The 25,631-nt window shown below is 65.7% G+C and carries 26 protein-coding genes; 10 read left to right on the top strand and 16 right to left on the bottom strand.

Going from position 1 to position 25,631, the window contains the following annotated elements:
* Nucleotides 1-356 precede the first annotated feature (356 nt).
* The 8 genes from ACFQU1_RS08160 to ACFQU1_RS08125 form a co-directional block, all read right to left on the bottom strand.
* Entirely contained in the window at nucleotides 357-950 is a 594-nt protein-coding gene (locus tag ACFQU1_RS08160) for a hypothetical protein (protein ID WP_378131155.1), read from the bottom strand.
* A gap of 436 nt (nucleotides 951-1,386) precedes the next feature.
* Nucleotides 1,387-2,232, bottom strand: coding sequence for a fumarylacetoacetate hydrolase family protein (locus ACFQU1_RS08155; RefSeq protein WP_378131153.1), 846 nt, complete (start codon nucleotides 2,230-2,232; stop codon nucleotides 1,387-1,389).
* Nucleotides 2,233-2,262: 30 nt separating this feature from the next.
* Nucleotides 2,263-2,907, bottom strand: a complete 645-nt coding sequence (locus ACFQU1_RS08150; protein ID WP_378131151.1) for a polysaccharide deacetylase family protein — start codon at nucleotides 2,905-2,907, stop codon at nucleotides 2,263-2,265.
* 41 nt (nucleotides 2,908-2,948) lie between these two features.
* On the bottom strand, nucleotides 2,949-3,752 hold the full coding sequence (locus tag ACFQU1_RS08145) for an ABC transporter permease (RefSeq protein WP_378131149.1): 804 nt from the start codon (nucleotides 3,750-3,752) through the stop codon (nucleotides 2,949-2,951).
* Nucleotides 3,749-4,603, bottom strand: coding sequence for an ABC transporter ATP-binding protein (locus ACFQU1_RS08140; RefSeq protein WP_378131147.1), 855 nt, complete (start codon nucleotides 4,601-4,603; stop codon nucleotides 3,749-3,751). The genes ACFQU1_RS08145 and ACFQU1_RS08140 overlap by 4 nt, the downstream gene beginning before the upstream one ends.
* The gene (locus ACFQU1_RS08135) at nucleotides 4,603-5,388 is read right to left on the bottom strand and encodes an ABC transporter permease (RefSeq protein ID WP_378131145.1); all 786 of its coding nucleotides are present in this window, start codon (nucleotides 5,386-5,388) and stop codon (nucleotides 4,603-4,605) included. Before ACFQU1_RS08135 ends, ACFQU1_RS08140 begins: the two co-directional genes overlap by 1 nt.
* The gene (locus ACFQU1_RS08130) at nucleotides 5,388-6,359 is read right to left on the bottom strand and encodes an ABC transporter substrate-binding protein (protein ID WP_378131143.1); all 972 of its coding nucleotides are present in this window, start codon (nucleotides 6,357-6,359) and stop codon (nucleotides 5,388-5,390) included. Before ACFQU1_RS08130 ends, ACFQU1_RS08135 begins: the two co-directional genes overlap by 1 nt.
* An 86-nt stretch (nucleotides 6,360-6,445) precedes the next feature.
* On the bottom strand, nucleotides 6,446-7,093 hold the full coding sequence (locus tag ACFQU1_RS08125) for an isochorismatase family protein (RefSeq protein WP_378131141.1): 648 nt from the start codon (nucleotides 7,091-7,093) through the stop codon (nucleotides 6,446-6,448).
* Nucleotides 7,094-7,222: 129 nt separating this feature from the next.
* On the opposite strand from ACFQU1_RS08125, the gene ACFQU1_RS08120 reads away from it, so the two are divergent.
* The 10 genes from ACFQU1_RS08120 to eutC all read left to right on the top strand — a co-directional run bounded on the left by ACFQU1_RS08120 (nucleotide 7,223) and on the right by eutC (nucleotide 17,505).
* A complete protein-coding gene (locus tag ACFQU1_RS08120) occupies nucleotides 7,223-8,152 on the top strand; it encodes a LysR family transcriptional regulator (RefSeq protein ID WP_378131139.1) in 930 nt (309 codons plus the stop codon).
* A 680-nt stretch (nucleotides 8,153-8,832) separates the two neighbouring features.
* Entirely contained in the window at nucleotides 8,833-9,759 is a 927-nt protein-coding gene (locus tag ACFQU1_RS08115) for a LysR family transcriptional regulator (RefSeq protein WP_378131137.1), read from the top strand.
* Between the two features lie 98 nt (nucleotides 9,760-9,857).
* Nucleotides 9,858-10,661, top strand: coding sequence for a carbon-nitrogen hydrolase family protein (locus ACFQU1_RS08110; RefSeq protein WP_378131135.1), 804 nt, complete (start codon nucleotides 9,858-9,860; stop codon nucleotides 10,659-10,661).
* A 13-nt stretch (nucleotides 10,662-10,674) separates the two neighbouring features.
* Entirely contained in the window at nucleotides 10,675-11,340 is a 666-nt protein-coding gene (locus ACFQU1_RS08105) for an RraA family protein (protein WP_378131133.1), read from the top strand.
* A 79-nt stretch (nucleotides 11,341-11,419) separates the two neighbouring features.
* Nucleotides 11,420-12,463, top strand: coding sequence for an ABC transporter substrate-binding protein (locus ACFQU1_RS08100; protein ID WP_378131131.1), 1,044 nt, complete (start codon nucleotides 11,420-11,422; stop codon nucleotides 12,461-12,463).
* Between the two features lie 11 nt (nucleotides 12,464-12,474).
* Nucleotides 12,475-13,596 (top strand): ABC transporter ATP-binding protein, encoded by a 1,122-nt coding sequence (locus ACFQU1_RS08095; protein WP_378131129.1) that lies wholly within the window; start codon nucleotides 12,475-12,477, stop codon nucleotides 13,594-13,596.
* Between the two features lie 14 nt (nucleotides 13,597-13,610).
* Entirely contained in the window at nucleotides 13,611-14,480 is an 870-nt protein-coding gene (locus ACFQU1_RS08090; protein WP_378131631.1) for an ABC transporter permease, read from the top strand.
* A gap of 10 nt (nucleotides 14,481-14,490) precedes the next feature.
* A complete protein-coding gene (locus ACFQU1_RS08085; RefSeq protein ID WP_378131127.1) occupies nucleotides 14,491-15,285 on the top strand; it encodes an ABC transporter permease in 795 nt (264 codons plus the stop codon).
* Between the two features lie 28 nt (nucleotides 15,286-15,313).
* Complete coding sequence (locus ACFQU1_RS08080; RefSeq protein ID WP_378131125.1) at nucleotides 15,314-16,708, top strand: ethanolamine ammonia-lyase subunit EutB; 1,395 nt, start codon at nucleotides 15,314-15,316, stop codon at nucleotides 16,706-16,708.
* Nucleotides 16,705-17,505, top strand: a complete 801-nt coding sequence (gene eutC / locus ACFQU1_RS08075; RefSeq protein WP_378131123.1) for an ethanolamine ammonia-lyase subunit EutC — start codon at nucleotides 16,705-16,707, stop codon at nucleotides 17,503-17,505. Before ACFQU1_RS08080 ends, eutC begins: the two co-directional genes overlap by 4 nt.
* Nucleotides 17,506-17,555: 50 nt before the next feature.
* Here eutC and ACFQU1_RS08070 read toward each other — a convergent pair whose 3' ends face one another.
* The 8 genes from ACFQU1_RS08070 to ACFQU1_RS08035 form a co-directional block, all read right to left on the bottom strand.
* Nucleotides 17,556-18,389: an NAD-dependent epimerase/dehydratase family protein gene (locus tag ACFQU1_RS08070; RefSeq protein WP_378131121.1), complete on the bottom strand. Its 834-nt coding sequence runs from the start codon at nucleotides 18,387-18,389 to the stop codon at nucleotides 17,556-17,558.
* A 97-nt stretch (nucleotides 18,390-18,486) separates the two neighbouring features.
* Entirely contained in the window at nucleotides 18,487-19,692 is a 1,206-nt protein-coding gene (locus ACFQU1_RS08065) for a mandelate racemase/muconate lactonizing enzyme family protein (protein WP_378131119.1), read from the bottom strand.
* 61 nt (nucleotides 19,693-19,753) lie between these two features.
* Nucleotides 19,754-20,596 (bottom strand): ABC transporter permease, encoded by an 843-nt coding sequence (locus tag ACFQU1_RS08060; RefSeq protein ID WP_378131117.1) that lies wholly within the window; start codon nucleotides 20,594-20,596, stop codon nucleotides 19,754-19,756.
* Between the two features lie 3 nt (nucleotides 20,597-20,599).
* On the bottom strand, nucleotides 20,600-21,505 hold the full coding sequence (locus ACFQU1_RS08055; RefSeq protein ID WP_378131629.1) for an ABC transporter permease: 906 nt from the start codon (nucleotides 21,503-21,505) through the stop codon (nucleotides 20,600-20,602).
* 20 nt (nucleotides 21,506-21,525) lie between these two features.
* Complete coding sequence (locus ACFQU1_RS08050; protein ID WP_378131115.1) at nucleotides 21,526-22,602, bottom strand: ABC transporter ATP-binding protein; 1,077 nt, start codon at nucleotides 22,600-22,602, stop codon at nucleotides 21,526-21,528.
* Nucleotides 22,603-22,670: 68 nt separating this feature from the next.
* The gene (locus tag ACFQU1_RS08045) at nucleotides 22,671-23,855 is read right to left on the bottom strand and encodes an extracellular solute-binding protein (RefSeq protein ID WP_378131113.1); all 1,185 of its coding nucleotides are present in this window, start codon (nucleotides 23,853-23,855) and stop codon (nucleotides 22,671-22,673) included.
* 81 nt (nucleotides 23,856-23,936) lie between these two features.
* Complete coding sequence (locus ACFQU1_RS08040) at nucleotides 23,937-24,863, bottom strand: dihydrodipicolinate synthase family protein (protein WP_378131111.1); 927 nt, start codon at nucleotides 24,861-24,863, stop codon at nucleotides 23,937-23,939.
* A complete protein-coding gene (locus ACFQU1_RS08035) occupies nucleotides 24,860-25,558 on the bottom strand; it encodes a GntR family transcriptional regulator (protein WP_378131109.1) in 699 nt (232 codons plus the stop codon). Before ACFQU1_RS08035 ends, ACFQU1_RS08040 begins: the two co-directional genes overlap by 4 nt.
* Nucleotides 25,559-25,631: the final 73 nt, after the last annotated feature.

Genomic DNA, 25,631 nt, shown 5'->3' with positions numbered 1-25,631 from the left:
CGCAAGCGACGGGCGCCTTGCTCCGGCTCTGAGACGCTCTAGCGGCAGCGCCGGACTCGCCGTGTCGACACGTCTCCGTATTCGTCCTGTTCCCGGATAACCACCGTCCGGCAACCACGCCTGATAGCACCTGTGGTCATGTCATCGTCGTCATATGCACGCCGATTGGATCTGTATTCGTGGCGATCACGCTCGCGGAGCTGAACACCATCTGGGCCGATGTGAATACTCTGGGCATAGGCCGCGCCCGCGCTCAAGGTCACACCGGCCACAAGAGCAATACTGATAAATCTCATTGTGGCCTCCATCTTGTGGAGATCTAACGTCTCCTCGGCCTGTCTGTTCCGCTGCCTTCGTTAGTTCAGATCGAAGCGCAGGCCGACGCCGATGAAGTTGGACCCTGCATGCTTGGGCGCGATGAGGCCGAAAACGCCGGAGCGGTGGTGCAACCTCAGCACGAGATGGCTCCGCGGCAGGTCGCGATGGGTCAATTCGGTCTCGAAGACGAGATAGTTGAGATAGCGGTGGGCATCCACGCGCCCGACGCCCTCCACCTTCGGCTCGGAAAAGGCGTAGGAGAGGCCGATACCGAAGCCGAAATTCATGGTGAGATTCGCCGGCAGGGCGACATTGCCCGTCCGCCACAGCACAGCCAGAACGCCCTCCCAATGCTGCTGCTGGCCGAAATGGCGGAGAATCTGGCCTTCCAGCTCGATGCGGTTATTGGCGAAGGTATGATTGAGGCCCGGCAGCGTGAGCGCGAAGCTCGGCACGACGACGCGCGATAGCCCCGCGCCGGCAAAGGACGTGTCACGGAAGCTGAGCCGCCCACCTGCGACATTGCCGGGCAGCTCGACGAGATCCGTCTCGATCCAGCGGCTGACATAGAACGAAGCGCGCCAGTTTCGTTCATCGGCGAGCGCGAGGCTGGGCGCGCCCACCGGCGCCATGGTAGCCAACCCCAACCATAGCGCATGAAGTGCAGCAGGCAGTCGCGTCGGGCCGCATGGCTTGGCAACCATGGGGTCTCGTCCCCATCTGCCCCCCCGCGCATCCTAGAAGGAAGCGGGGGTGGCAGCCAAGAGCCCGCAGCCCGCCGACGAGCCCCGCAGATCGTGATCCGCAATATGTCGGCTTGGGACTGGAGATGCCATGCCTCCGCGGGCACGGCGGCAGTCTCCAGCGCCAATCCGGGGGATTGCTCGGGATCTCTACCAGATCATTTTGGCCGACGAACTAGAGTTCGACTAACGAAACGACCAAGGGGAGGGACGAAAGGAAGCCTGCCCCTCACGGTAGGCTCTCGCAAGACGAGGCTCGCGGCGCACCCCGCTCGGTCGGTTCGTTACGGCCTAATGGGGGTGCATAAAGCTCACGCAGAAGCCGTCAGCGATAGGGAACAACGGTCTGCCGCTGGCGGCCGAGGCCGGCGATCTCCAGCTCGACGGCGTCGCCCGGCTTCAGCCAGATCGGCTCGGGCTTCTTGCCCTGGCCGACACCGGCCGGCGTGCCCGTGGCGATGACATCGCCCGGCATCAGCGTCATGTAGCGGCTGACATAGGAGACGAGCGTCTTCACGCCGAAGATCATCGTTTTCGTATTGCCGTCCTGCATCGTCCGGCCGTTCACGGTCGTCTTCATGGCGAGCGCCTGCGGGTCCGGCACCTCGTCCTTGGTGACGAGCCATGGGCCGATCGGGCCGAAGCTGTCGCAGCCCTTGCCCTTGTCCCATTGCGAGGTCTGCATCTGGAAGGCGCGCTCGGAGACATCATTGACGAGGCAGTAGCCGGCGACCACGTCGAGCGCATCCGCCTCCGGCACGTTGCGGCCGATCTCACCGATGACGATGCCGAGTTCGACCTCCCAGTCGAGCTGGCTTCCGTTGAGCGGCATGATCGTGTCGTCGTTCGGGCCGCAGATGGCGGACGGCGCCTTAAGGAAGATGATGGGCTCGGAAGGCACCTTCAGATTGGCCTCCGCCGCATGTTCCGAATAGTTCAGGCCGATGCAGATGAATTTGGAGATGCCGTTCACCGGCGCGCCATAGCGCGGCGCGCCCTCAACGACGGGCAGGCGCGTCGTGTCGAGGGCAGCGAGCTCGGCGAGCCGCGCACGACCGAGCGCCGCACCGTCGATATCGGGAAGAACGGACGAGAGGTCGCGCAGCTTGCCCTCGCGATCGACGAGGGCAGGCTTCTCCTGGCCCTTGGGGCCGACACGGCAGAGTTTCATGGTAGCACTCGGGTTGGATGGGGGAAGGGGTCAGGCAGCCTCGGAGAGGTAATTCTCGACCGGGCCCACGCGCTTGCCGCGCTCGATCGGCACACAGCTTGCGGGAAAATCCTGGCTGAATGCGGCGCCGCGCGCCTTGGCGGCTTCGATGAAGCCGTCGAGCCGCTGCATGGCGCCGGTCGGCAAATCGTGCAGCACGAGCACGGTGTGCTCCTGCGCGAAGCACTGGGCGAGGGCCCGCTCAACCCAGCCGGTCGGATGCGCCCAGTCCTCGGGAATGGCGTTCCACAGGACGCAGGTATAGCCGTTCGTCGTGAGATGCTCGAAGGCCTCGCGATTGAGCAGGCGATTGTCGAGGAGCCCGCCGCCGCCGAAGGGGCGGAAGAATTTCCGCTCATGCGCGAGGTCGCCGATCAGCGCCTCCGTGCGCGCGATCTCGGCCGCCGCGATGCCGCGCTCGGCAGCGAGCCCGAGCGGCACGATGTGGTTGTAGGTGTGATTGCCGATCCAATGGCCTTCCGCATGCGCCTGCTCGCACAATCCGCGGCGGTCGCGCAGCTTGTCGCCCAGCACGAAGAAGGTCGCCTTGACGGCGTGACGGCGCAGCGTCGACAGCACCGACGGCGTCACGTCCGGGTCCGGACCATTGTCGAAGGTAAGCGTGATCGTGGTCATGTCCGATCTCAACGGGCTGGGGATTCGGTCAAGAAACGGGCTCAGCCCGCCTCTCCCGAACGCGTGGCAAAGCGCCAGTGACGGGTACGCGCTTCGAGCGCGCGCACGAGCGCGTCGAAGGCAAAGACGATCGCCACGACAAGGAGGATGCCGGCGAACACGTGGGGGCTGTCGAGCAGCGTGCGATACCGCGTGATGAGGTAACCGATGCCTTCCGCCGAAGTCAGCATCTCCGCCACGACCACGCCGACGATGACGAGGGCTCCGCCGACACGGAAGGAGGAGAGCACCGTCGGCAAGGCGGCCGGCAGGAGCACGCGGCTGATGGTCTGCCAGCGCGTGGCCCGCAGGCTGCGGGCGACGATGAGATACTGCCGGTCGATGGTCTCCACCCCCGCCACCGTGCCGAGGAAGGAGGGCAGGATGCCGTAGATGCTGGCGAAGACGATCTTCGACTGCGGCCCGATGCCGAACCACGCCGTGAAGAGCGGATAGAGCATGACGAGAGGCACGGCATAGAGCCCGGAGGCCAGCGGCAGGACGGCGCGGCGCAGCCGGGCGCTCGAGCCGACGAGGAGGCCGAGCCCGATGCCGAGGCCGCAGGCGACCAGCATGGAGATGCCGACGGCGCGCAGGGAGTAGAGGAGCTGGGTTCCGTATTCCCCGGCATCGCCGACGAGTGCGGCGAGCGTGTCGGACAGGGACGGCAGGAAGAGCGACGGCACAAGCCCCGCGCGCGGCAGCACTTCCCACAGCACCAGGACGGCGAGGCCGATGGCGAGCCGCAGGCCCCGTGGGGAGAGGCGAAGAGGCCGCGCCGGCGGTGAGGCGGCAGCGATCGTCATGATCGGCTCGCCTCCGTCCGGATCTGCTTCCAGATGCGTTCCCGCAAGGCGCCGAATTGCGCGGTCGCCATCATCTCCATGGTGCGCGGCCGCGGCAGGTCCACCGCGATGCGGTCGATGATGCGGCCGGGGCGCGCCGACATGACGATAATCTCGTCGGCGAGATAGGCCGCCTCGGTCAGGCTGTGGGTGACGAAGACGACGGTCTTGCCCGTCTCCTCCCAGATGCGCAGCAGCTCGTCGCCCATGGACAGGCGGGTCTGCTCGTCGAGGGCCGCGAAAGGCTCGTCGAGCATCAGGATCGGCGGGTCCTGCACCAGTCCGCGGGCGATCGAGACGCGCTGCTTCATGCCGCCCGACAGCTCGTGCGGGTAGCGATCTCCGAAGCCTTCGAGCCCGACGAGCTTGAGCTTCTCCTTCGCCCGCGCGGCGCGCTCGGCCTTCGCCACCCCCTTAAGCGACAGCGGAAATTCCACATTGCTCTGTGCCGTGAGCCAGGGATAGAGGCTTGCCTCCTGGAAGACGACGCCGACCCGGTCGGGATCGGGTGTCGTCATCGGCGCGCCGCCGCAGAGGATGCCGCCCGAGGTCGGCCGCAACAGCCCCGTCATCATCATGAGCAGCGAGGACTTGCCGCAACCGCTCGGGCCGACCACCACGACGAAGCGCCCGGGCTCGATCTCGAAGGTGATGTCCTCGAGCGCCTTGGTGATGCGGCCTGCGACGTCATAGGTATGGTTGAGCCCGCTGACCTTCACGGCGCCGCGCGGATTCGCGGCCGCAAGACGCACCGGGGTCCTCGCCACGCGGGCGGGCTCTGCAGTCACCCGGCTTCCGGCCGTGCTCGCCATCATCGTCTCCAATGCTCGCATCGCGCTTCGAACCAGCGCACGGCCTCGTTGAACAGGATCGCCGCGGCCGCGATCAGCAGAATTCCGGCGATGAGCTCCTTCAGCATGAAGTTCTCGCCCCAATTGGCGATGAGCTGGCCGAGCCCGGCGCGCGAGGCATACATCTCCGCGAGCAGGATGCCCGTGAGATTGAAGATCATGGCGAGCCGCACGGCTTCGAGCAGGATGGGCGCCATGGCCGGCATGTAAACGCGGAAGGCGATCTGCGCCGGCGTGGCGCCATAGGCGCGGGCCACGCGGACATGCTCGCTCTTCACCGACTCCAGCGCCGCGAAACTGCTGATCAGCACGATGAATATGGTGGAAAAGACGCCGAAGCCGACCTTCTGCCCGAAGTTGATGCCGAAGGCGAGGATGAACATCGGCAGGAAGATCGTCTTCGGGATCGAGAAGATCAGGAAGATGATCGGCTTCAACACCTCGCTCCAATAGCGGCTCTCAGCGATGGCGATGCCGAGGCCGATGCCGAGGGGCGCGGCGATGAGGAAGGCGACCAACACTTCCGCCATCGTCACGCCGGCATGCATCAGGAAGGACCGGCTCACGATGAGCTCGCCCGCCGCTGCGAGCACCGCGCCGACGGACGGCAGCAGGTCCGGCGTCATCAGGCCGAGAGCAAGGCTCCCCTGCCAGACGACGACGAGCAGCGCGATCGCCGCCGCCCAGACCCCAAGCCCGCGCAGGCGGCCGGCGAACCTGCCAGATGCTTCAGCCGCGCTCGCCATCACGCCCCCAGCGACACCGGGGTGAAATCGAAGGTCACGATCTCCTCCGGCGGCACCATATCCTTGAAGCCGCCGATCTTGGCGAGATCCCACGCGACCTTCGTCTGGTCCAGCGTGAACTTGCCGTCGGTCGAGAGCTTCAGGAAGGTTTCCTCGTATTCCTGCGCGGCGACGGGCTCGGTGATGCCGTTGACGTCGGCGATGATCTTGATGGCCTGCTCGCGGTTCTTCTGCATGTAGTCGACCGCGCGATAGAGCGCCTTCAGCGCCGCGCGCACCATCGCGGGATCTTTCTTGATGATCGCGTCGGTGGTCGACCAGCTGACGGCGAGATGCGGCGGGATGGCGGTCGCATAATCGAGCAATGCCACCCCCTGCTTCGCCTGCAGAACCTGGAAGCTCAGGGGCGAGTAGACGACGGCCGCATCGACATTGCCCGAAAGCAGGTTCGGTACCAGACCTCCGCCCCCGAGCGGCACGCTCGTGAAATCGATCTTGTAATGCGCCCGGGTCCAGAGCGCCATGAAGTCCGACAGCGAGCCGGCGGCGGTGATGCCCACCTTCTTGCCGGCGATGTCGGCGACGTTCTTCAGAGGCGAGCCCTGCTTCACCAGGAGTTTCCAGCCCGTATTGGCGTCGGCGGCGAGCGCCACGATCCGCCCGTCGACGCCGCGCTTGCGGCCCGTCGCGATCTGCGGGACGAGGCCGTTGATCATATCCGTCGCGCCGGCCGCCAGCGCCTCGAAGGCCTCGCCGCCACTGCGGTAGACGGTGAGCTCCGCCTCGAGCCCCGCCTGCGAGAAGAAGCCTTGCTTCACTGCGGTGTCGGCGATCACCGAAGGCCACCAGGTCTTGGTGGCGAGGCCGATCCGAACCGTCTGCGCGGCCCGGGCTCGCGCACCCCCGAAGGCGAGGCCGGCAGCACCGGCGGCAAGCCCCAGGGCGCCGCGGCGGGTCATCATGATGGTCATTCTTGTCCTCCCCAATGTCGCGTTCCAGCGTTCTTTTGTCCGGTACCGGGAGCCCTGCGCTCCGGATGTCCCGTGCTCTGGCTCGATCAGCCCGCCCGCCTTGCTCGCTGCGGCAAGTCGCGAAGGACAGCAACGATCTCCGTGACCGGAAGCACGTCGCCGTATTTGACCTCGATGTCCGTGAGACTCTGCTGGTGGGCCGCCTCGAACCGATCGGCGGTCGCCTCCCGCGCGACGATGGCGCGCAGGCCGTGCTGGCAGGCGTCGACGGCGCTGGCGCGCACGCAGCCGCTCGTGGTGCAGCCGGCAATGATGAGCGTGTCGACGCCCTCGCGGGCGAGATCCTCGGCGAGCGGCGTGCCGAAGAAGCAGCTGGCGAAGCGCTTGACGAGAATGTTGTCCGACGGCGCTCGTGCGAGCCGCGGATCCTGCGCGACGGCCTCGCTGCCGAGGACGAGATCGCGCAACCCGTCGATCTTTTCTCCCCAGACCCTGCTCTCGGTGGCCGGGTCGCGATAGGCGATCGTGGAGAGATAGACCGGAATGCCCGCCGCATGGGCCGCATCGAGCAAGCGATTGGCCTCGCCGATCTGAGCTGTCACATCGGCGCCCAGGCTGTGCGCCGGGTCGGTGAAGGCGCGGGAGAAGTCGACGACGAGCAAGGCCGGCCTTTCGCCGAAGCTCACCCGCTTGCCGAAACCGCGCTGCTGGGCGCGCACCAACTCGTCGGACACGTGTTTCCTCGCCTCTGCCTCGCGCTTCAGCGCTGCTCTTGGAGCGAACTATTGCCCAAAACGCCGATCGCGATTACTGGGAATTAACAGAAAATATAATTCGCGAAACGTCAACAATCGGGAGCGGCCATGACTGCGTTACCGGCCGGCATGCTGAACGAGGTGAGCGTGCTCTCGATGCGCTGCTTCGTGGCCGTGGTGGAGACGCACAGCTTCTCCTCCGCCGCGCGCCAGCTGCGGCTCGCGGCGTCCTCGGTCACGAAGCATGTGCGGCTGTTGGAGAGCGCGGTGGACGTGGCGCTCTTCCATCGCACCACGCGGCGCATCAGTGTGACGGACGCAGGCGAGCGCTTTTACGAACAATGCCTCGCCATCCTTGCCGAAATCGACAAGGCAGCCGCCGTCATGGTTGCGGAGCGGGCGCTCAGCGGGCATCTGCGCGTGACCGTCCCGCCATCCTTTGCGGCCACCGCGCTCGGGCCCCATATCCACGAATTCCGGCAGCTGCATCCTGCCATCTCCGTCGATATCATCGTAACCAGCGCCACGCCGGATCTGATCCGCGACCGCGTCGACGTGGCCATCACGCTCCAGGAACAGCCGGAGACGAAGCTCGCGCATTTTCTCCTGGCGACGACGCCGCGGGTGCTTTGCGCCTCGCCTGGTTATGTCGAGCGCCGCGGTGCTCCGTCCTCGCCGGACGGCCTTGCTCGCCACGATTGCGTCTCAGGGCGGTTCTCCGATCTCGCGGAAACCTGGTACCTGCGCCGCGACGACGACGACTGGCACGGCGTGCGTGTGACGAGCAGCCTTCTTTCCGACAGTGGCGAGCTGTTGCGTCAGGCCTGCCTGCGCGGCGTCGGGATCGGCAATTTCTACTATTTCCATGTACGTGACGACCTGCAGCACGGCCGTCTCGTGCCGATGCTCCCGGATTGGGAAGTGAAACCGCGCAACATTTACGCGGTTATCCCCCACCGCCAGCTCGTCCGGCCGCAAACCAAAGCCTTCATCGACTTCGCCCGCAGCTTGGCTGGCGACGCATTGAAGAAGGACTAGAGCCCGATCTGGTCGGGGGCGCTCGCCAGCCATGCCCTATTCGGGGAGGGACGTTGGATTTTCCCCGCCGCCCCGATCCGAGATGGGCGGATGGACCCGTACAAGGGATCCCAGCTCGGCCGTCAGCTGCTCGTTACGGGGCGGCCTTCAGAGGGACGCATCGTCTTCGACGACGAGCGTCACTGCAGCGCGATCGAAGTCGTCAAGCACTCGCGCGTTCACTGCACATTCGGGGTAGGCGCCACGCGGCAGCCACCCCATGACACACCCACAATTTCCGCAGCGGTGAAAGGCGACGTGCCCACGCCCCCAGACGTAGACCACTGTAGGCCCGGTAAACGATACTTCTTCGATTCGGTAGTAGGCCCATAATGCGCCATAGCGACGGCAGATCGAGCAGTGGCATTCCGTTACCTCCACGGCTGGACGCGTCACCGATACTTGAACTGCCCCACAATGACAGCTCCCCTGCGCCATCCGTTCCATGCTGTCCCTTTGCGTCATAGCCGCGGTGAGTGCGGTACCCGTAGCTAATCGCCACTAACAAGCGGGAGCTCTCCGCCCATCGACCTCCGCCGTCTCGCAACACGCTTCTCGCCCCAGTCAGGCCAGTTTGGGACGGTTGCTCCGGCTCGCCGGCCTAGCTTAACATGCGTAGCCGGCCAGTGTGGGAGGCGGATGTGAACCTTCGGTTCCTCGAGACCTTTCTGTGGGCGGCCCGGCTGGGCAGCTTCTCGCGCGCTGCCGAGAAGCTGAACACCACCCAGGCGGCCATCTCCAACCGCATCGCCACGCTCGAGCAGGAGCTCGGGGTGCGCCTGTTCGACCGGGAAACCCGTCAGATCAGGCTGACGCCCCATGGCCATCGGGCGCTCGCGCAGGCCGACCAGATCGTTCGCCTCGCCAATGATTTCCGCGAGGCGATGAGCGATCCCGCGGCGCTCGGCGGCACGGTTCGCATCGGCACCGTCGATACCGTCGTCTATGGCTGGCTGCCGGAACTGATCCAGCGCATGCAGGCCCGCTACCCGAGCGTCGAGCTCGACCTCAACGTCGATACCAGCGTGCGGCTCGCCCAGAAGATCCGCGACGGCTCCATCGATATCGCGATCATCATGGGGCCCGTGCTGGAGCCGGATATCCGCAGCGTCGAGGTCTGCACCTTCGAATCCTGCTGGGTGGCGAGCACGCGTCTCGACCTGCCGGAGACGGACATCGGGCTCTCCGATATCGCGGGCTTCCCGCTGCTCACCTTCTCTAAGGGGTCGCAGCCGCACAAGGCGCTTCTCGATCTGCTGGCCGATGCCGGCGTCGACGACATCCGCATCTATAATTCCAATTCGCTCGCCATCATGTCCCGCCTGGTCTCGAGCGGGGTGGGCATCGGCGCGCTGCCGGTGGTGCTGGTGGAGGATCTCGTCGCGGCGGGGATCGTGCGCATGCTTCCCATCAAGCCCGCCGTTCCCTCGCTCACCTTCCACACCGTCTATCAGGAAAGGCCAGACAACGCGCTGGCGCGGGTCATCGCGGAGCTCGCCGCCGAAATCGCCGCCGAGACCACCGCGTGCCGGTTGCCGTATAAGCAGGCGTTTGCGCCTGCCGATTAATCCATAGATTTTTCTTGTAGGTCACAATCACTATTTTCCGGTTGTGATTCCGCGCCGGCGCGCTCCAATTTCACGCTGCATAAAAATTGGAGAGAGGCGTGAAGGTATCACTCGTCCAAATGAATTCGCAGAACGACAAGCGCGCGAATATCGACAAGGCGATCGAGTTCATCGAGCGCGCTGCCGCTACCGAGCATCCGGATCTCGTCGTTCTGCCCGAATATTTCGCCTTCCTCGACGACAATCCCGCGGCGATGCACGACAGCGGCGAGACTTTTCCCGAGGGTGATACCTATGCGCGGCTCTCGCAGGTCGCGAGCCGGCTGAAGATCACGCTGCATGCGGGATCCATGGTCGAGCAGGTCGGCAACAGCTTCTACAACACCACCGTCGTTTTCGATCCGGCCGGCAAGGAGATTGCCCGCTATCGGAAGATCCACCTGTTCGACGTCGATACGCCGAACGGTGTGAGCTATCGCGAGTCGGATTCGGTGGCGCGCGGTGAGGAGGTCGTCACTTACAAGGTCGGCGACAAGACCGTCGGTTGCGCCATCTGCTACGACATCCGCTTCCCGGAACTATTCCGGGCGCTGCGCGACAAAGGCGCGGACATCATCGTGCTGCCCGCCGCCTTCACGCTGGCCACCGGCAAGGACCACTGGGAAGTGCTGGCGCGCGCCCGCGCGATCGAAACCCAGACCTATTTCCTGGCGATCGGCCAGACCGGGACCCATGCCGGCGGCAAGAAGGCCTGCTGGGGCCACAGCATGGTGGTTGATCCCTGGGGGCACGTCACCGCCCAGGCCTCCGACGGGGTCGGCCTGGCGAGCGCCAGGCTCGACTTCGACTACACCGCGACGGTTCGGGCCAATATCCCGGTCGCCAATCACCACGTCCTCTGATCGGATCGGCAGAATGTTCGTTATCAATGAGATGCCGGCCCAGATCGATGCCGGGCTGGTCGAGCTCCTGGAGAGGGTGGAGGTGGCGACCATCGGCCATGTCCTCCATTCGGGCTTCGTGGACCCGGCGCTGCGTGCCGTTCTTCCCAACAAGCGGGTGGCGGGCACGGCCGTGACGCTGCGCATCCCGAACGCCGACTCGGCGCTGCTGCATTACCTCACCGCGCATGTGCGCCCCGGCGACATCGTGCTGATCGACCGCTGCGGCGACACCCGCCACGCCTGCTGGGGAGGCGTCATCACCAATGCCATGAAGCTCGCCGGCGTGAAGGCCGGCGTGGTCGATGGGCCGGCGACCGATTTCTCAGAGATCGCCAAAGTCGACATGCCCATGTGGTGCCGCGGCCCGTCGCCGATCACCACCAAGATTCTCGGGCTTGAGGGCGCGATGAACGTGCCGGTCAGCGTCGGTGGGCAGGTGGTCAAGCCGGGCGACGCCGTGCTGTGCGACGAGAGCGGCGTGATCGTCCTGGCGCCGGGGGAGGCCCGCGCCATCGCCGAACGCGCGATCAAGATGCAGGAGGACGAGATCGTCCTGTTGGAGCGCCTGCGCAAGGGAGAAAAACTGCCGGACATTTCCGGCGCCACGGCATTGGTGGAGGGCAAGCGCCAGCACTGAGGGAGCACCACCGGTCTCAAGAACCGGCGAGCGGTCGCATGGACCGCTCGCACAAGATCACCAACCAAGAGGGGTTTACATGAAGACGATCGCCAGGATCACCGCGGCCGCATTCGCCATCGGCCTCATTTCGCAACCCGCCTCCGCCGAGAGCACGCTGCGCCTCATCGGCTACAGCGGCCTGTTCCAGGAGCGCTACACCAAGGCCGTCATCGAGCCGTTCATGAAGGCCAATCCCGATGTCAAGGTGGAGTTCTTCCCCTTGCAGGGCTCGGCGCAGATGCTCGGAATGCTGCGCGCCCAGAAAGCCTCCCCGCAGGCCGACGTGGTCATCATGGACGTCTCCGTCGCCAAGACGGGCACGGACGAGGCCCTCTTCGACAAGGTCGACGAGAGCGTCTCGAAGCACGTCGCCGAGCTCTTTCCCAATGCCCGGTTCCCGAATGTCGCCGGCGTCGGGGTGACCTTTGACAACCTGGTGCTCATCTCCAACACGGAACTCGTGAAGACGCCGCCGACCTCCTGGGATGCGCTGAAGGATCCGGCTTATAAGGGCAAGGTGGCGATGTTCGGCGCGCCCGATCTCGTCGGCGTCGGGCTCACGCTCGTGCTCGACAAGGCGGCGGGCGGCACGGACTATCTGGCCAATGTCGACAAGGGCATCGCCGCGCTCGCCGAGATCGCGCCGAACGTGCAGACCTGGGATCCGAAGCCCGAGGTCTATCCGGCCGTGGTCAATGGGCAGGTGGCGCTCGGCGTCGGCTGGAATGCGCGTGCCCAGGTCTTCGCCGACACCTCCAACGGCCGCCTGCGCGTGACGCTGCCGAAGGAAGGCAGCCTCTTCCAGACCAACACCATCAATCTCGTGAAGGGGGCGCCGAATTCCGAAGCGGCGAAGAAATTCGTCGATTACGCGCTGAGCGCCGAGGCGCAGAAGGCCTTCACCGAGGCCATGTACTATGCGCCCACCAATTCCCATGCGAAGATTTCCGAGGATGCGCTCAAGCGCACGGCCGCAAGCGCCATGGACCGCGTGATGAATGCAGACTGGATTGCGCTCGCCAAGGTGCGCGACAGCATCGTCGAGCAGTGGCGCCGCAAGGTGATCCCGCTCAGCCGCTGACGGAGGAAGGCATGATCCAGCAGTCCGCGTCCGCCTTCGCGTCGCCGGCCGCCGCTCCCGCCGCGGATCCCTATCTGCGCCTTCGCAACCTGACGAAGGCCTTCCAGGGCGTGATCGCGGTGGACAATCTCAATCTGGATGTCGGCAAGGGCGAACTCGTCGCTTTTCTCGGACCCTCGGGCTGCGGCAAGTCCACCTCGCTCAGGATGATCGCCGGCCTGTCGCCGGCGACGTCCGGCACGATCATGATCGCAGGGCGCGACGTCACGCAGGTGCCGCCGCACCGGCGCGATATCGGCCTCGTCTTTCAGAACTACGCGCTGTTCCCGCATCTCTCGGTTCTGAAGAACGTAACCTTCGGCCTGGAGATGCGCGGCGTGCCGGCGGCCGAGGCCGAGAAGCGGGCGCGCGAGGCGATCGCCCTCGTTCAGCTCGGCGGTCGCGAGACGCGTCGTCCGGCGCAGCTTTCCGGTGGCCAGCAGCAGCGTGTCGCCTTGGCGCGCGCGCTCGTCATCAAGCCGTCGATGCTTCTTTTCGACGAGCCGCTGTCCAATCTCGACGCGAAGCTTCGCGACGAGATGCGCACCGAGATCCGCGATCTTCAGCAGCGGCTCGGCATCACCTCGATCTTCGTCACCCACGACCAGGTCGAGGCGCTCAGCATGTGCGACAAGGTTGCCGTGCTGAACGGCGGCCGGCTGGAACAGTTCGGCACGCCGCACGAGCTCTACGAGCGGCCTGCGACCGCTTTCGTCGCCTCCTTCGTCGGCCGCTCCAACCGGCTCCTCGGCGCTGCCGAAGGGCACGGCGTGCGCATCGGCGATCTGACGGTCGAGATCCCCGAGGCGCGGCGCGGCGCGGTGGAGGTCATCCTGCGGCCGCACCGCATCACGATGAGCGAGCGGGGCGCCGCCCCGGCGGTCGAGCCGACTGCACGTGTCAATCGCCTGTCCGGCACGGTGCGCCGGCCGATCTATTCCGGCGACGTGCTGCAATACGAGGTCGCTGTCGGCGATCGGGTGATCATGGTGGAGCGCGGCACCCTCGCCGAGGAGGCGGTGCTGCCGGCCGGAACGAGCGTCGATCTCACTTGGAGCGTGTCCGACACCTTGGTCTTCGAGGCGACGGCATGAGTGCGGTGGGCAGCATGCCGCTGGCGGGATCCGGCAAGGCGAGCCGCGCGCATAGCAACTTCTGGCTCGTGCCTGCCCTCATCGGGCCGATCGCCCTCGTCAACGGCCTCGTCTTCATCGTGCCCGTGCTCAACCTGCTGCGCCTGTCCTTCGTGGAGGCGCTGGCAGGCGGCGGGCTCGGCGAGAATTACACGGTCGACACCTGGACCAAGACACTCACCGACAGCTTCTATCTCGACCTCATCTGGCAGAGCATCTCCACCAGCTTGATGATCACGCTGCTGACGCTGCTTGCCTCCTATCCCATCGCGCTCCTGCTGCACCGGATATCCGGGCGCTGGAAGACGGTGCTGCTCGTGCTCGTGATCTCGCCGCTCCTCACCTCTGCGGTGGTGCGGACCTATGGCTGGATCGCGATCCTCGCCGATGACGGGCTCATCAACAACCTGCTCAGAGCCTTCGGCGCGGAGCCGATGCGTCTGATGTTCAACAAGGTCGGGGTCGTCATCGGCCTCACCGAGATCCTGATGCCCTATATGATCCTGGCGTTGCTCGCCGGGTTCGGCCGGCTCGATCCGCGGGTGGAGGAGGCCGCCCGGACGCTCGGGGCGCCCCCGTGGAAAGTGTTCCTGCGGGTGGTGGTGCCCCTGACCGCGCCGGGCATCGCGCTCGGCTGTCTGCTCACCTTCGTCCTGGCGGTCTCGTCCTTCATCACGCCCAAGCTTCTCGGCGGAGGACGCGTGTTCCTGCTGGCGACGGAGATCTACGATCAGGCGATCGTCACGCTGAACTGGCCGCTGTCGGCCACGCTTTCGATGATCATCCTCGTCATATTCGGCGGCGCACTCGTGATCTATTCCCGCCTTCTGCGCAGCATCGCCTGAGGAGCCCGCGATGGATGAGCAGCCCATTTCCGCGACTTTGAAGATGATCGCAACGGTGATGTTCCTCTTCCTGCTCGCGCCGGTGATCCTTGTCTTGCCGATCTCCTTCTCGGGCGAGAACTACATGGTGTTCCCGCCCGCGACCTGGAGCACGAGGTGGTACGGCGCCTTCTTCGCTGACGGCAAGATGCTGGGCGCCCTCGGCACGAGCACGCTGCTTGCGATCGTCGTCACGACGCTGTCGCTCGCCATCGGCCTGCCCGCGGCCTATGCCATCGTGCGCCTGAAGTTCCGGGGTGCCGAAGCGCTGCTCAACCTGTTCACGGCGCCGCTGCTGCTGCCGACCATCGTGCTCGGTCTCGCGATCCTCATCCTGTTCGCGGCCTATGGCCTGCTTGGCACCTTCACGGGCTTGGTCATCGGCCATCTGGTCATCACCTTGCCCTATGCACTGCGGGTGCTGACGACCTCGATCGCGGGCCTGCCGATCATCGTCGAGGAGGCCGCCTCCACCCTCGGCGCTTCGCCCCTGACGGTCTTCCGCCGGATGACACTGCCGCTGATCACGCCCGGCATCGTCGCGACCTGCGCGCTGAGCTTCCTCGTCTCGTTCGATGAGGCGGTGATCTCGCTGTTTCTCACGGGCCCCGCCATCACGACGCTGCCTGTTGCCATGTACCAGCATGTGGACAGCAACGCCGATCCGCTGGTCGCCGCGGTTTCGGTGCTGCTGATCGTTCTGACCCTCGCCGTCGTGCTCATCGTCGACAAGTCCGTGGGACTCACGAAGGCCTTCGTGAAATAAGGGCCGTGATAGAGGAGACCCGTCGCCGATGCCCTATCGCCATACCGTCGGCCAGCACAATTGGACCTTCGAGGACCTGAAGGCGCTGATGGCGAAGGCCACGCCGGTGCGGTCCGGCGATGTGCTGGCGGGCATCGCGGCGGAAAGCGCCGAGGAGGGCTGGGCGGCGAAGATGTGCCTGGCCGACGTGCCGCTCAAGACATTCCTGACAGAGGCGCTGGTGCCCTACGAGGAGGATGAGGTCACGCGCCTCATCCTCGACACGCATGACGGCGAGGCCTTCCGGCCGATCGCTCATCTGACGGTCGGCGAGTTCCGCGATTGGCTCTTGTCCGATCTCGCTACGCCCGCGGCGCTTGCCGGGATCGCGCCCGGCGTGACGCCCGAGATGGCCGCCGCCGTTTCCAAGCTGATGCGCAATCAGGATCTCATTCTGGTAGCGAGGAAGTGCAGGGTCGTCCGGCGCTTCCGCAACACCATCGGCCTTCCCGGTACCATGGCCGTCCGCCTGCAGCCGAACCATCCGACGGACGATCCGCGCGGCATCAGCGCCTCGATCGTCGACGGGCTGCTCTATGGATGCGGCGACGCGGTGATCGGCGTCAATCCTGCCTCCGACAGCCTGCCGGTGCTGACGAAACTCCTCCACCTGCTCGACGACCTGATTCAGCGCTACGAGATCCCGACCCAGGCCTGCGTGCTCACCCATGTGACCACGTCGATCGATCTCATCGGGCGTGGCGTGCCGGTCGATCTCGTCTTTCAGTCGGTCGCCGGAACGGAGGCGGCGAACCGCTCCTTCGGGATCGACCTCGCCGTCCTGAAGGAAGGCATGGAGGCCGGGCGCTCGCTGAAGCGTGGCAGCTTGGGGCAGAACGTCATGTATTTCGAGACGGGGCAGGGCTCCGCGCTCTCGGCCGGCGCCCATCACGGGGTCGACCAGCAGACGCTGGAGGCGCGCGCCTATGCCGTCTGCCGCCCCTTCGAGCCCTTGCTCGTCAATACCGTCGTCGGCTTCATCGGCCCCGAATATCTCTACGACGGCAAGCAGATCATCCGTGCCGGGCTGGAGGATCACTTCTGCGGCAAGCTCATGGGCCTGCCGCTCGGCTGCGACGTCTGCTACACCAACCATGCCGAGGCCGATCAAGACGACATGGACACGCTGCTCACCCTGCTCGCTGCCGCTGGCGTGACCTTCATCATCGGCGTGCCGGGAGCTGACGACGTGATGCTGAACTACCAGTCCACGTCCTTCCACGACCAGGCCTATATCCGCGAGGTGATGGGCCTGAGGCGCGCGCCCGAATTCGAGGCCTGGCTCGGGCGCATGGGGATCACCGACGTGAACGGGCGGCTCCTTCCGCAGGAAAGCCGCCAGCCGCTGCTGGCAGCGCCCGCCTTCCAGGGCATCGCGGAATGACCGAAGAGAAGCCGCAGCAGGGCAAGCCGGCTCCGGCGGCAGAAAGCGCCGTCCTCGCCGATCCCTGGGCGCGCTTGACGCGTCTGACGCCGGCACGCATTGCCCTTGGACGCGCCGGGCCGTCCCTGCCGACCCGCGAGGTGCTGCGCTTCGGCCTCGCCCATGCGCAGGCGCGCGATGCCGTCCACACGCCCTTCGATGCGGCGGGCACCGCGCGCGCCATCGAGGCCCTCGGGCACGAGGCCATGGTGGTTGCGAGTGCCGCGCCCTCCCGCGACGTCTATCTGCGCCGGCCCGACCTCGGCCGGCGACTGGCGGAGGAAAGCCGCGAGCGGCTTTCCATGCGGCCGGTGGCGCCCGCCGATCTCGCCATCGTCGTGGCAGACGGGCTCTCCTCCACGGCGATCCATGCCAATGCCGCGCCGTTTCTTGCCGCATGGACGCCGCTGCTGAAGCAGCGCGGCCTGCGTCTCGCTCCGGTCGTCATCGCGAGCGGCGCGCGCGTCGCCCTCGGTGACGAGGTCGGCGCACTCCTCAATGCACGCGCCGTCGTCGTGCTCATCGGCGAGCGGCCGGGCCTGTCGTCGCCCGACAGCCTCGGCCTCTATCTCACGCTCCACCCCAAGGTTGGACGCTCGGATGCCGAACGCAACTGCATCTCTAACGTGCGACGCGAGGGGCTGGCTTACGCGGACGCCGCCCACAAGCTGGGCTGGTTGCTCGACATGGCTTTCCAACGGGGCGTCTCGGGCGTCGCGCTCAAGGACGAAAGCGGCTCGCCGCTGCCGATCGGCTGAGCGGGCGACCACGCCCGCAGATCAGGCGCCGGGCCCCGATACGGAATCCCTCAGCGATCGGGATCGTCCGGCCGGGTATAGCCACGGCTGCACATTGAACCACCCTGGAAGTGCCTGGCCACGGCACTGCCGCTCTCTTCGCGGATGGAATGGGCGTAAGTCTCGGCGTCGTCCTGCGGCTCGTAGCCGACACGGGCCGCGTCATCGCCGCTCCACCAGCGGCGGGCATTCCGCGAGATGCCCCAGACCACGGCAAAGCGTGGATCGCCGGCCTGCAAGGCGGCGAGGACGAGGCGGATGAGATCGGGATAGGAGAGCCAGGTCGCGAGATGCCGTGTCTCGGTGGGTTCCGGAAGGCAGGAGCCGATCCGCAGATGGATGCTCTCGATGCCGTGCTTGTCGAAAAACATCCGCCCGAGCAATTCCGCATAGGCTTTCGACAAGCCGTAGTAGCCGTCCGGCCGGTAGGGATCGTCGATGCTGACCGGCTGCTGCGTCCGCGGATAGAAGCCGATGGTGTGGTTCGAGCTCGCATAGATGACCCGTGCGCGCCGTGCCTTGGCCAGCTCGAAGACATGGGTCGTGCCGTAAATATTGGCCGAATAGATAAGATCGAGCGACTTTTCCGTATTGATGCCGCCGAAATGGATGATCGAGCCGACATCCTCCGGGCAGATCGCCGCCAGCGCGTCGGCATCGGTGAGGTCGGCGGCCGCGAAGGTCGCGCCCTCCGGCAGCGGATCGGGGAAGGGGACGAGATCGCTCAAGATGAGCCGATATCCGGCCGCGGCAAGGCCAGCTGCGAGCACCCGGCCGAGCGTGCCCGAAGCACCGGTCAGCAGCACCCGCTCGGCGCGGGGCTCTCCCTGAGTAAGCATCGCCATCACACAACCTCACGGGTGCGGCATCGCGGTGAGACGCTAGCGCTGCCGCTCCGCTGCATCGACGGGGCGCGCTGTCGCGGCACAGCTGGAACAGCGCTCAAATATCGTCCTTGCCGGTCTGGCGGATCACGGCATCCGGATGCTCGAGCACGAAGGGGGTGAGTTCGAGGCCGAGGCCCACGCCTTCGAAGGGGTGGATATGGCCGGCCTCGATGCGCGGCATGACGGTGACGAGATCGCGATACCAGGAGCTGTAATAGGCGCGCACCGATTCCTGGAAAATCGCGTTCGGCAGATTGAGCGAGAGGTGAATGGAGGCGGCGAAGACCACGGGGCCTGTGCAGTCGTGTGGAGCGACCGGCCGCTGGAAGGCCTCGGCCATGGTAGCGATCTTCTTGGCTTCGCTCAGCCCCCCGCACCAGGACACGTCGAGCATGACATAATCGGCCGCACCCTTGCGCAGGAGCTCCAAGAATTGCGAGCGCGTCGCAACCGTCTCGCTGGCGCAAACCGGCAGACCTGAGCGCTGCGCGTAGAGGGCGAGCGCATCCGGGTCCTGCATCTTGATCGGATCCTCGGCCCAGAACGGGCGGAATTCCTGCAGGCCCCGCGCGATGGCGAGCGCCGAGGGCAGATCCCACATGGAGTGGAGCTCGACCATGACCTCCATGGCATCGCCGACGGCGTCGCGGATCTGCCGAAACGGGCGTAGCGCCGTGTCGAGATCGGCCTTGTGAATGAAATTGCCGCCGCTCGCCACTGCAAAGGGATCAAAGGGCCAGATCTTCATGGCCGTGATGCCTTCCTCGAGCAGGCTCTGGGCGAGGGCGCCCGCATCGCGATGGAAGGCGATCTGGTCTTCGTAAGGGCCCTCGGCGCCTTCGTCCTTGTCGCCGATGTAACGCCGTTGGCCGCGCTTGTTGTAGGTATATCCGGCGCAAGTATTGTAGGTGCGGATCTTCGGCCTGGAGAGCCCGCCGAGTAATTGGTGCACAGGCAGGCCGGCGGCCTTGCCGAACACATCCCACAGCGCGATGTCGACGGCCGATGCGGCACGCATCTCCACGCCCGAGGACCGGAACCCGACATAGGGTTCGGTGAGCAGCTTGGAGATCGCGTCGATCGCCAGCGGATCGCGGCCGATGAGGAGCGGCGCGACATCCTTGTGAATGTAGCGCGCGACCGCATCGGCGCCGCGAAAGGTCTCGCCTAAGCCGATGAGACCCTCATCCGTATGCACCCGCACCCAGAGTATATTGTCGAGATGGGGAAGCTGGACCGTTTCGAGCGCGGTGATCTTCATGATGATCCGTGAGGACAGGTCAGCCGCTCCCACGCTGGGCGCGGGAGCGTGATTGCGAGGCTCAGTTGGCCGTCTGGTTGCGAGGACGTCCGACGAGCTGTGTGGGGTTCACGAAGCGCAAGGCGATGACGAGCCAGATCAGCGTCGTGACCATATAGACGACCGCCATGGCATCGATCGACTGCATGGCCCGGACGCCCGCGGCGAAGACGGCGTAGTAGAGCGCCACGATCAGTGTCTGGCTGGTCGGCCCCGAGACCAGGAAGGTGAGCTCGAACATCGCAATGGTGCGCACCAGAACGAGCAGGAGCGCCGCCAGCATGCCAGGCAGCAGCAGCGGCAGCAGCACGTGGAAGAACAGCCGCGGCGTGCTGGCACCGAAGACGCGCGCTGCGGCCTCGATCTTGGGATCGATCTGCTCGATGAAAGGCACCATCACGAGCACCACGAAGGGCAGTGCCGGCACGAGATTGGCGAGCACGACGCCGCTGAGCGAGCCGGCAAAGCCCGTCTGGTAGAGCACGGTCGCGAGCGGGATGCCGAAGGTGATCGGCGGAATGAGCAGCGGCAGCAGAAAGAGCAGCATGATCAGCCGCTTGCCCGGAAACTCGCGCCGCGCCAGCGCGTAAGCCGCGGGTACCCCGAGGACCGCTGAGAAGAACACGACCAGGAACACTGCCTGGAAGGTGACCGTGAGCACCGGGCCGAGCTGGAATTCACTCCAGGCGGAGCTGTACCAGCGCGTCGTCAATCCCGATGGCAGCCATGTGCCGAGCCAGCGTGTCGCGAAGGAGCTCATGACGACGCTGGCGATCAGGGCCGCCAGGTTGAGCACGAAAAAGCCCACCAACACCCAGACGACGGTGTTCCATAGACGGGCCGAGACGGACGTGTCCTTGATCATGGCTCAGCCCTTTCCGCCGGCGGTCGAGCCGCGATAGAGGAAGTTGCGGCTTCCGAGGATGACAGCCACGACGGCGAGCTGAACGGCGCCCATGACCATGGCGATGGCCGATGCCAGCGAGTAGTCATACTGCTCAAAGGCCGCTTGATAGGCCGCGATCGAGATGACCCGGGTCGGGCCGGCAGGCGCCCCGAGCAGCACCGCGGACGGGAAGACCGCGAAGGCCTGCACGAAGGAGAGGCAGAAGGTGATCGCCAGTCCCGGCAGGATCAGCGGCAGGAGAATGCGCTGGAAGCGCTGCCGGGGACCGGCGCCGAGCGTTGCAGCCGAGCGCTCGAGGTTCCGGTCGATGCCGGTCACATAGGAGAGCGTCAGCAGGAAGGCGAAGGGGAAGCCCGTAATGAGGAGCGACAGGAAGACGCCCCAGTAATTATGCACCAGGCGGACCGGGCGGTCGATGATCCCGAAGGTGATGAGCGTCCGGTTGAGCCAGCCTTGCGGGCCGAGATAATTGAGCAAGCCCTCAGCGATGAGGACGGTGCCCAGCGTGATCGGCACGACGAGGATGGTCGTCAGCACGCGCTGGTAGCGCATGTCGCGGACGCGCAACGCGACCGGCACCGCGAGCACCAGATTGAGCAGCGTCACCGGCACCGCAAGCCATAGCGTCTTGGAGACGGTGTCGTAGAGGAACGGGTCTGAAAAGAAGCGCGCATAATTGGCGAAAGTCCCGCCCTCCCGCGGCTGGAAGGACAGGACGAGCCCGTAAAGGAAGGGATAGACGAAGAGCAGGATGAGGAAAGCCGCGGCGGGGATGACGAGCAGCGTCGTTCCGTCGAGCCCTTGTGCCTTCAGCCGCTGCCCGAGGGAGGGGCGATCCGCCCCGGTCGGAGCGGAGGCGGCCTTCATGCCCGTTGAACCGACGCTCGTCACGGCCGATCTCCCGCAAAGACGAGGGCTCTGTCGGGCGCCGCCTCGAGGTGAACCGCCTCGCCGGCGGCCAGCGCGCGCGGCGCGGCGAAAACGAGGTCGCGGCCATTGGGCCCCTGCGCGAAGCCGACATGGTCACGCCCGCGGAATTCCGAACTGATCACCGGGGCGGCAAGCGCACCGTCGCGCGGCGGCACCGCCAGCAAATCGTCGGGACGGACCGCGAGGACCGCCTTGGCGCCGAGCTTGACCGGCTCGCGCAGCCGGCCGCGCAGGCGCGCATTGCCCACCGCGATCTCCGCCATCTCGCCATCGACGGCGATGACCTCGCCATCGAGCCGGTTGCGGAAACCCATGAAGTCGGCCACGTCGAGATGATCGGGACGGGCATAGAGGTCTTCCGGCGTGCCGACCTGGCGGACGCGCCCGTCGCGCATCACCACGATGCGGTCGGCGAGCGACAGGGCCTCTTCCTGGTCATGCGTCACATAGATCGTCGTGGCGCCCAGCGAATTATGGATGCGCCGCATCTCGGCCCGCATCTCCAGGCGCAGCTTGGCATCGAGATTGGACAAGGGCTCGTCCATGAGAACAAGAGGCGGCTCGATGACGATGGCGCGGGCGATCGCCACGCGCTGCTGCTGGCCGCCGGAGAGCTCGCCCGGCAGCTTCTCCTCCTGGCCGTTCAGCCGGACCAGAGCGACCGCTTCCTCCACCCGCCGCTCGATCTCCTCCTTGGCGACACCGCGCATGGTCAAGCCGAAGGCGATATTCTTGCGGACATTCATATGCGGGAAGAGCGCATAGTTCTGGAAGACCATCCCGAAGCCGCGCTGCTCGGGACGCAATGGGTCGATCCGCCTTTCGTCCAGCCAGATGCCGCCGGACGTGGAGGCGAGAAGCCCGGCGATGCAATTGAGCGTCGTGGACTTTCCGCATCCCGACGGCCCGAGCAGGGCAACGAACTCGCCCTTGCGGATCGTCAGTGAAACATCGTTGAGCGCGTTGACTGTGCCGAAGCGACGACCCAGGCGATCGAGCCTGAGCTCGTGAAACTGGCCGGCCTGAATGGACATGCTTTAAAGGCCCTATGTTCCGAGGGGGTTGAAGCGCCCGCCATTGCGGGCGCCTCGATCGCGACGGCTTAGGACTTCTTCGCGCCGATCTCCTCGTCCCAGCGGCGGAAAGCCTGGACGAGCTGTTCGGGTTCCAGCGGAAGTTCCTTCGGATTGTCGGCGATCCACTGCTCGTATTCCGGCCGGCCGTATTCGGCGATCGCATCCTGGCTCGCCTTCGGCGCCATGCTGAGCGGCACGTCTTTCACGGCCGGGCCCGGATAGAAATAACCCTCGTCATAGGCATAGGCCTGCTGCTTCTTCTCCAGCAGGAAGCCGATCAGATCGACGAGGATCGGCAGGCGTTCGGCGGCCACGCCCTTCGGGATCGCGAGATAATGGGCGTCGACCACCCAGTGGAAGCCCTTCAGGGTCCCGACTTTCGCTTCCTTGGGCACGATGCCGAGCACGCGCGGATTGATGTCCCATCCCGTCGTCGAGATGATCATATCGCGGGTGCCGTCACCAAGCTCCTTCATGGTGTTGGTGGTGCCGCTCGGGTAGTATTCGATATACTGGGTGAGTTCCTTCAAATAGGCCCAGGTCTTGTCCCAGCCCTTCATCGGGTCTTTTGGATTGCTGTCGCCGAGAAGATAGGGGAGGCCCATCAGGAAGGTGCGCCCCGGGCCGGAATTGGCGGGCCGGGCGTAGATGAACTTGTTCGGATTTTCCTTGGCCCAGGCCAGCAGTTCCTCGGCGCTCGTCGGCGGCTTTGCGACCCGGTCGGGCATGTATTCGATGAGCGGGCCCGAGGGATAATAGCTCACCACCACGCCGCGGCCCTTGCTGAGGCCCTGCATCTGCCAGGCCGGCTCGAGATAGATCTCCTGCAGCTTGGGCAGCGCATTCGAATATTGGCCGATCAGATCGATATAGATGTCGTCGGCGAGGCCCGCCGAAAGCGCATCCGTGCCGACGATGACCATGTCGATGTCGACGCGCTTGGCGGACTGCTGTGCCCTGATCTTTCCCGGAATTTCTGGGGCCGGTGCCTTGGTGAAGGCGAAGCCGGAGACGAGATCGGGATGCTCGGTCTTGTAATTGTTGAAGGCGGGCTGCGTCAGCGCGAGGTTCCCTGCCGCATCGATGATGTTGAGCGTCAGCGGCGAGGCGGGCTTGGGCACCTGCGCTGCGGCGTGTGACGGCAGGCCCGCCAGTCCGGTCAGCCCCAGCGCACCGCCGAGAACGTGCCGCCGTGTCAAGTCATATGCCATGTTTCCACCCTTTCCCCTGTTGTCCGCCATCGAGGCTTGCCAGCCCCGAGGCTTTCGTCTCATCCGTTTCCGGATGCTGGATCATTCTGCGGCGTCCGTCGCCACGACCTTTTGGCCGAGTGCGGACAGGATCCGGGCGAGAGCGGCGCGATCGGCCTCGGCGAGCCGAGGCAACCCCGGCAGCCGCACGGGACCGACCGGCCATCCGCCCAACATCAACGCCTCTTTGACCACAGTCACGTTGGCTCCGCTATTGTACTTCATTCTAAGAGCCTCGAAGGGAGCAATGGGAGCAATCAGCGCACGCGCATCCTCGAATCGCCCCTCATCCAGCGCCTGCCAGATGGCCAAAGAGCGCTCCGGAGCCACATTGACGAGGCCGGACGTGAAGCCTTTCGCGCCAAGGGCGTAGAAGGCCGGCGCCCAGCCCTCCGCAAGGCCGCACACCCACACCGCCGGGCAATCCGACGTGGCGCGGACGCATTCGGCCAGATGCATGAGATTGGGGGTGGCGAATTTGATGCCGGCGATATTCGGATGTCGCGCGATGCGGACGACTTCGTCGACGGGCATCGCGTCGGAGCGCAGATAGGCGACCACCGGCACACCGGCCCCTTCGGCAATGGCGATGAAATAGTCCGCCTGCGCCTGGGGCGCCGCGAAGGGGTCGAGCGGGTGATGCGCCATCACCGCCTGCGCACCGGCAGCGACAGCCAGTCGGGCGGTCGCGAGCGCCTCCTTGAGGGAGCGGCCGACGGCGGCTGTTCTCACCGGCGCCTCGCCCATGGCGGCGATGGCAACGGCCTGGAGTCGGACGACCTCCTCGAAGGCCAGGCTGAAGAACTCTCCCGTATTGCCGCCCGACACGATGTTGTGAATGCCGGCATCGGCGATGCGGCGCACCAGTTTCGTCAATAGAGCTTCGTCGAGGGCCCCGTCCGGTCCATAGGGGGTCACGTGAATGCCGGATATCCCACCCAGGGATGCGCGAACGCGCGCGATGCTCATGCCGCTTCTCCTGCCGATGCGGATTTGAAAACGATGGCGATGTGCCGTTGGCCTGAGCGGACCACGTGGTCGCGCATGATGCGCTCGGCCGCATCCTGATCGCCGACGGCGATGGCATCCAGGATGGCACCATGCTCGGCAAGCGCCCGCCCGCGCTCCTCGGCTTCGCCGAGAAGGGCAAGGCGCGTGGCGTGATTATACATTTGCTGCTTGCCTTGAAGCCGCCTGAGATAGTCGCAGCCCGAGGCCTCGTGGATCTGGCTGTGGAACAGCTCGTTCAACGCGATGAGGCGCTCGACGTCGCCAGCGATCGTCGCCTGTTCCATCTCGGCGACATGGGTGCGCAGCGCATCGACGTGAGCGGCCGTGGCGCGCTTGGCCGCAAGCCGCGCGATCATGCTCTCGAGCGCGGCCCGGGCGAGCGACATTTCCTCGGCCTGCTGCGCGCCGAAGGTGATGAACACCCCGCGGCGCGGCTCCGTGCGGACGAGCCCTTCCGTCTCGAGTTGCCGCAAGGCTTCCTTTACGGGCGTGGTGCTGACGCCGAGGTCCTTGGCGAGTTCGCGCTCGTTGATGCGTTCGCCATCGGCAAAGCGGCCGGCGATAATGGCTTCCCGCAGCCGCTCATGCACGTGATCGCGCAAGCTGGCGAGGACGATCGGCTGGACGGGGCTGACCCGCGCGCTCGATGTCATGACGCTCCTCCCGACCTGCCGCTGCAACGGCTATTATCGGCGCATCATAGCTGTGATGTCTGAAATATCAAGT

This window comes from Chelatococcus sp. GCM10030263, from assembly GCF_042666455.1.
GTDB lineage: Bacteria > Pseudomonadota > Alphaproteobacteria > Rhizobiales > Beijerinckiaceae > Chelatococcus.
Note: the sequence above shows the minus strand (reverse complement) of the source record. Positions and strands in the feature narration are given on the sequence as shown.

What these genes read in the sequence shown, in the direction of transcription:
- ACFQU1_RS08160 (WP_378131155.1), bottom strand. Translation starts at nt 950, where the DNA reads ATGGCGCCGGTGGGCGCGCCCAGCCTCGCGCTCGCCGATGAACGAAAC.
- ACFQU1_RS08155 (WP_378131153.1), bottom strand. Translation starts at nt 2,232, where the DNA reads ATGAAACTCTGCCGTGTCGGCCCCAAGGGCCAGGAGAAGCCTGCCCTC.
- ACFQU1_RS08150 (WP_378131151.1), bottom strand. Translation starts at nt 2,907, where the DNA reads ATGACCACGATCACGCTTACCTTCGACAATGGTCCGGACCCGGACGTG.
- ACFQU1_RS08145 (WP_378131149.1), bottom strand. Translation starts at nt 3,752, where the DNA reads ATGACGATCGCTGCCGCCTCACCGCCGGCGCGGCCTCTTCGCCTCTCC.
- ACFQU1_RS08140 (WP_378131147.1), bottom strand. Translation starts at nt 4,603, where the DNA reads ATGGCGAGCACGGCCGGAAGCCGGGTGACTGCAGAGCCCGCCCGCGTG.
- ACFQU1_RS08135 (WP_378131145.1), bottom strand. Translation starts at nt 5,388, where the DNA reads ATGGCGAGCGCGGCTGAAGCATCTGGCAGGTTCGCCGGCCGCCTGCGC.
- ACFQU1_RS08130 (WP_378131143.1), bottom strand. Translation starts at nt 6,359, where the DNA reads ATGACCATCATGATGACCCGCCGCGGCGCCCTGGGGCTTGCCGCCGGT.
- ACFQU1_RS08120 (WP_378131139.1), top strand. Translation starts at nt 7,223, where the DNA reads ATGACTGCGTTACCGGCCGGCATGCTGAACGAGGTGAGCGTGCTCTCG.
- ACFQU1_RS08105 (WP_378131133.1), top strand. Translation starts at nt 10,675, where the DNA reads ATGTTCGTTATCAATGAGATGCCGGCCCAGATCGATGCCGGGCTGGTC.
- ACFQU1_RS08100 (WP_378131131.1), top strand. Translation starts at nt 11,420, where the DNA reads ATGAAGACGATCGCCAGGATCACCGCGGCCGCATTCGCCATCGGCCTC.
- ACFQU1_RS08095 (WP_378131129.1), top strand. Translation starts at nt 12,475, where the DNA reads ATGATCCAGCAGTCCGCGTCCGCCTTCGCGTCGCCGGCCGCCGCTCCC.
- ACFQU1_RS08090 (WP_378131631.1), top strand. Translation starts at nt 13,611, where the DNA reads ATGCCGCTGGCGGGATCCGGCAAGGCGAGCCGCGCGCATAGCAACTTC.
- ACFQU1_RS08085 (WP_378131127.1), top strand. Translation starts at nt 14,491, where the DNA reads ATGGATGAGCAGCCCATTTCCGCGACTTTGAAGATGATCGCAACGGTG.
- ACFQU1_RS08080 (WP_378131125.1), top strand. Translation starts at nt 15,314, where the DNA reads ATGCCCTATCGCCATACCGTCGGCCAGCACAATTGGACCTTCGAGGAC.
- eutC (WP_378131123.1), top strand. Translation starts at nt 16,705, where the DNA reads ATGACCGAAGAGAAGCCGCAGCAGGGCAAGCCGGCTCCGGCGGCAGAA.
- ACFQU1_RS08070 (WP_378131121.1), bottom strand. Translation starts at nt 18,389, where the DNA reads ATGGCGATGCTTACTCAGGGAGAGCCCCGCGCCGAGCGGGTGCTGCTG.
- ACFQU1_RS08065 (WP_378131119.1), bottom strand. Translation starts at nt 19,692, where the DNA reads ATGAAGATCACCGCGCTCGAAACGGTCCAGCTTCCCCATCTCGACAAT.
- ACFQU1_RS08060 (WP_378131117.1), bottom strand. Translation starts at nt 20,596, where the DNA reads ATGATCAAGGACACGTCCGTCTCGGCCCGTCTATGGAACACCGTCGTC.
- ACFQU1_RS08055 (WP_378131629.1), bottom strand. Translation starts at nt 21,505, where the DNA reads ATGAAGGCCGCCTCCGCTCCGACCGGGGCGGATCGCCCCTCCCTCGGG.
- ACFQU1_RS08050 (WP_378131115.1), bottom strand. Translation starts at nt 22,602, where the DNA reads ATGTCCATTCAGGCCGGCCAGTTTCACGAGCTCAGGCTCGATCGCCTG.
- ACFQU1_RS08045 (WP_378131113.1), bottom strand. Translation starts at nt 23,855, where the DNA reads ATGGCATATGACTTGACACGGCGGCACGTTCTCGGCGGTGCGCTGGGG.
- ACFQU1_RS08040 (WP_378131111.1), bottom strand. Translation starts at nt 24,863, where the DNA reads ATGAGCATCGCGCGCGTTCGCGCATCCCTGGGTGGGATATCCGGCATT.
- ACFQU1_RS08035 (WP_378131109.1), bottom strand. Translation starts at nt 25,558, where the DNA reads ATGACATCGAGCGCGCGGGTCAGCCCCGTCCAGCCGATCGTCCTCGCC.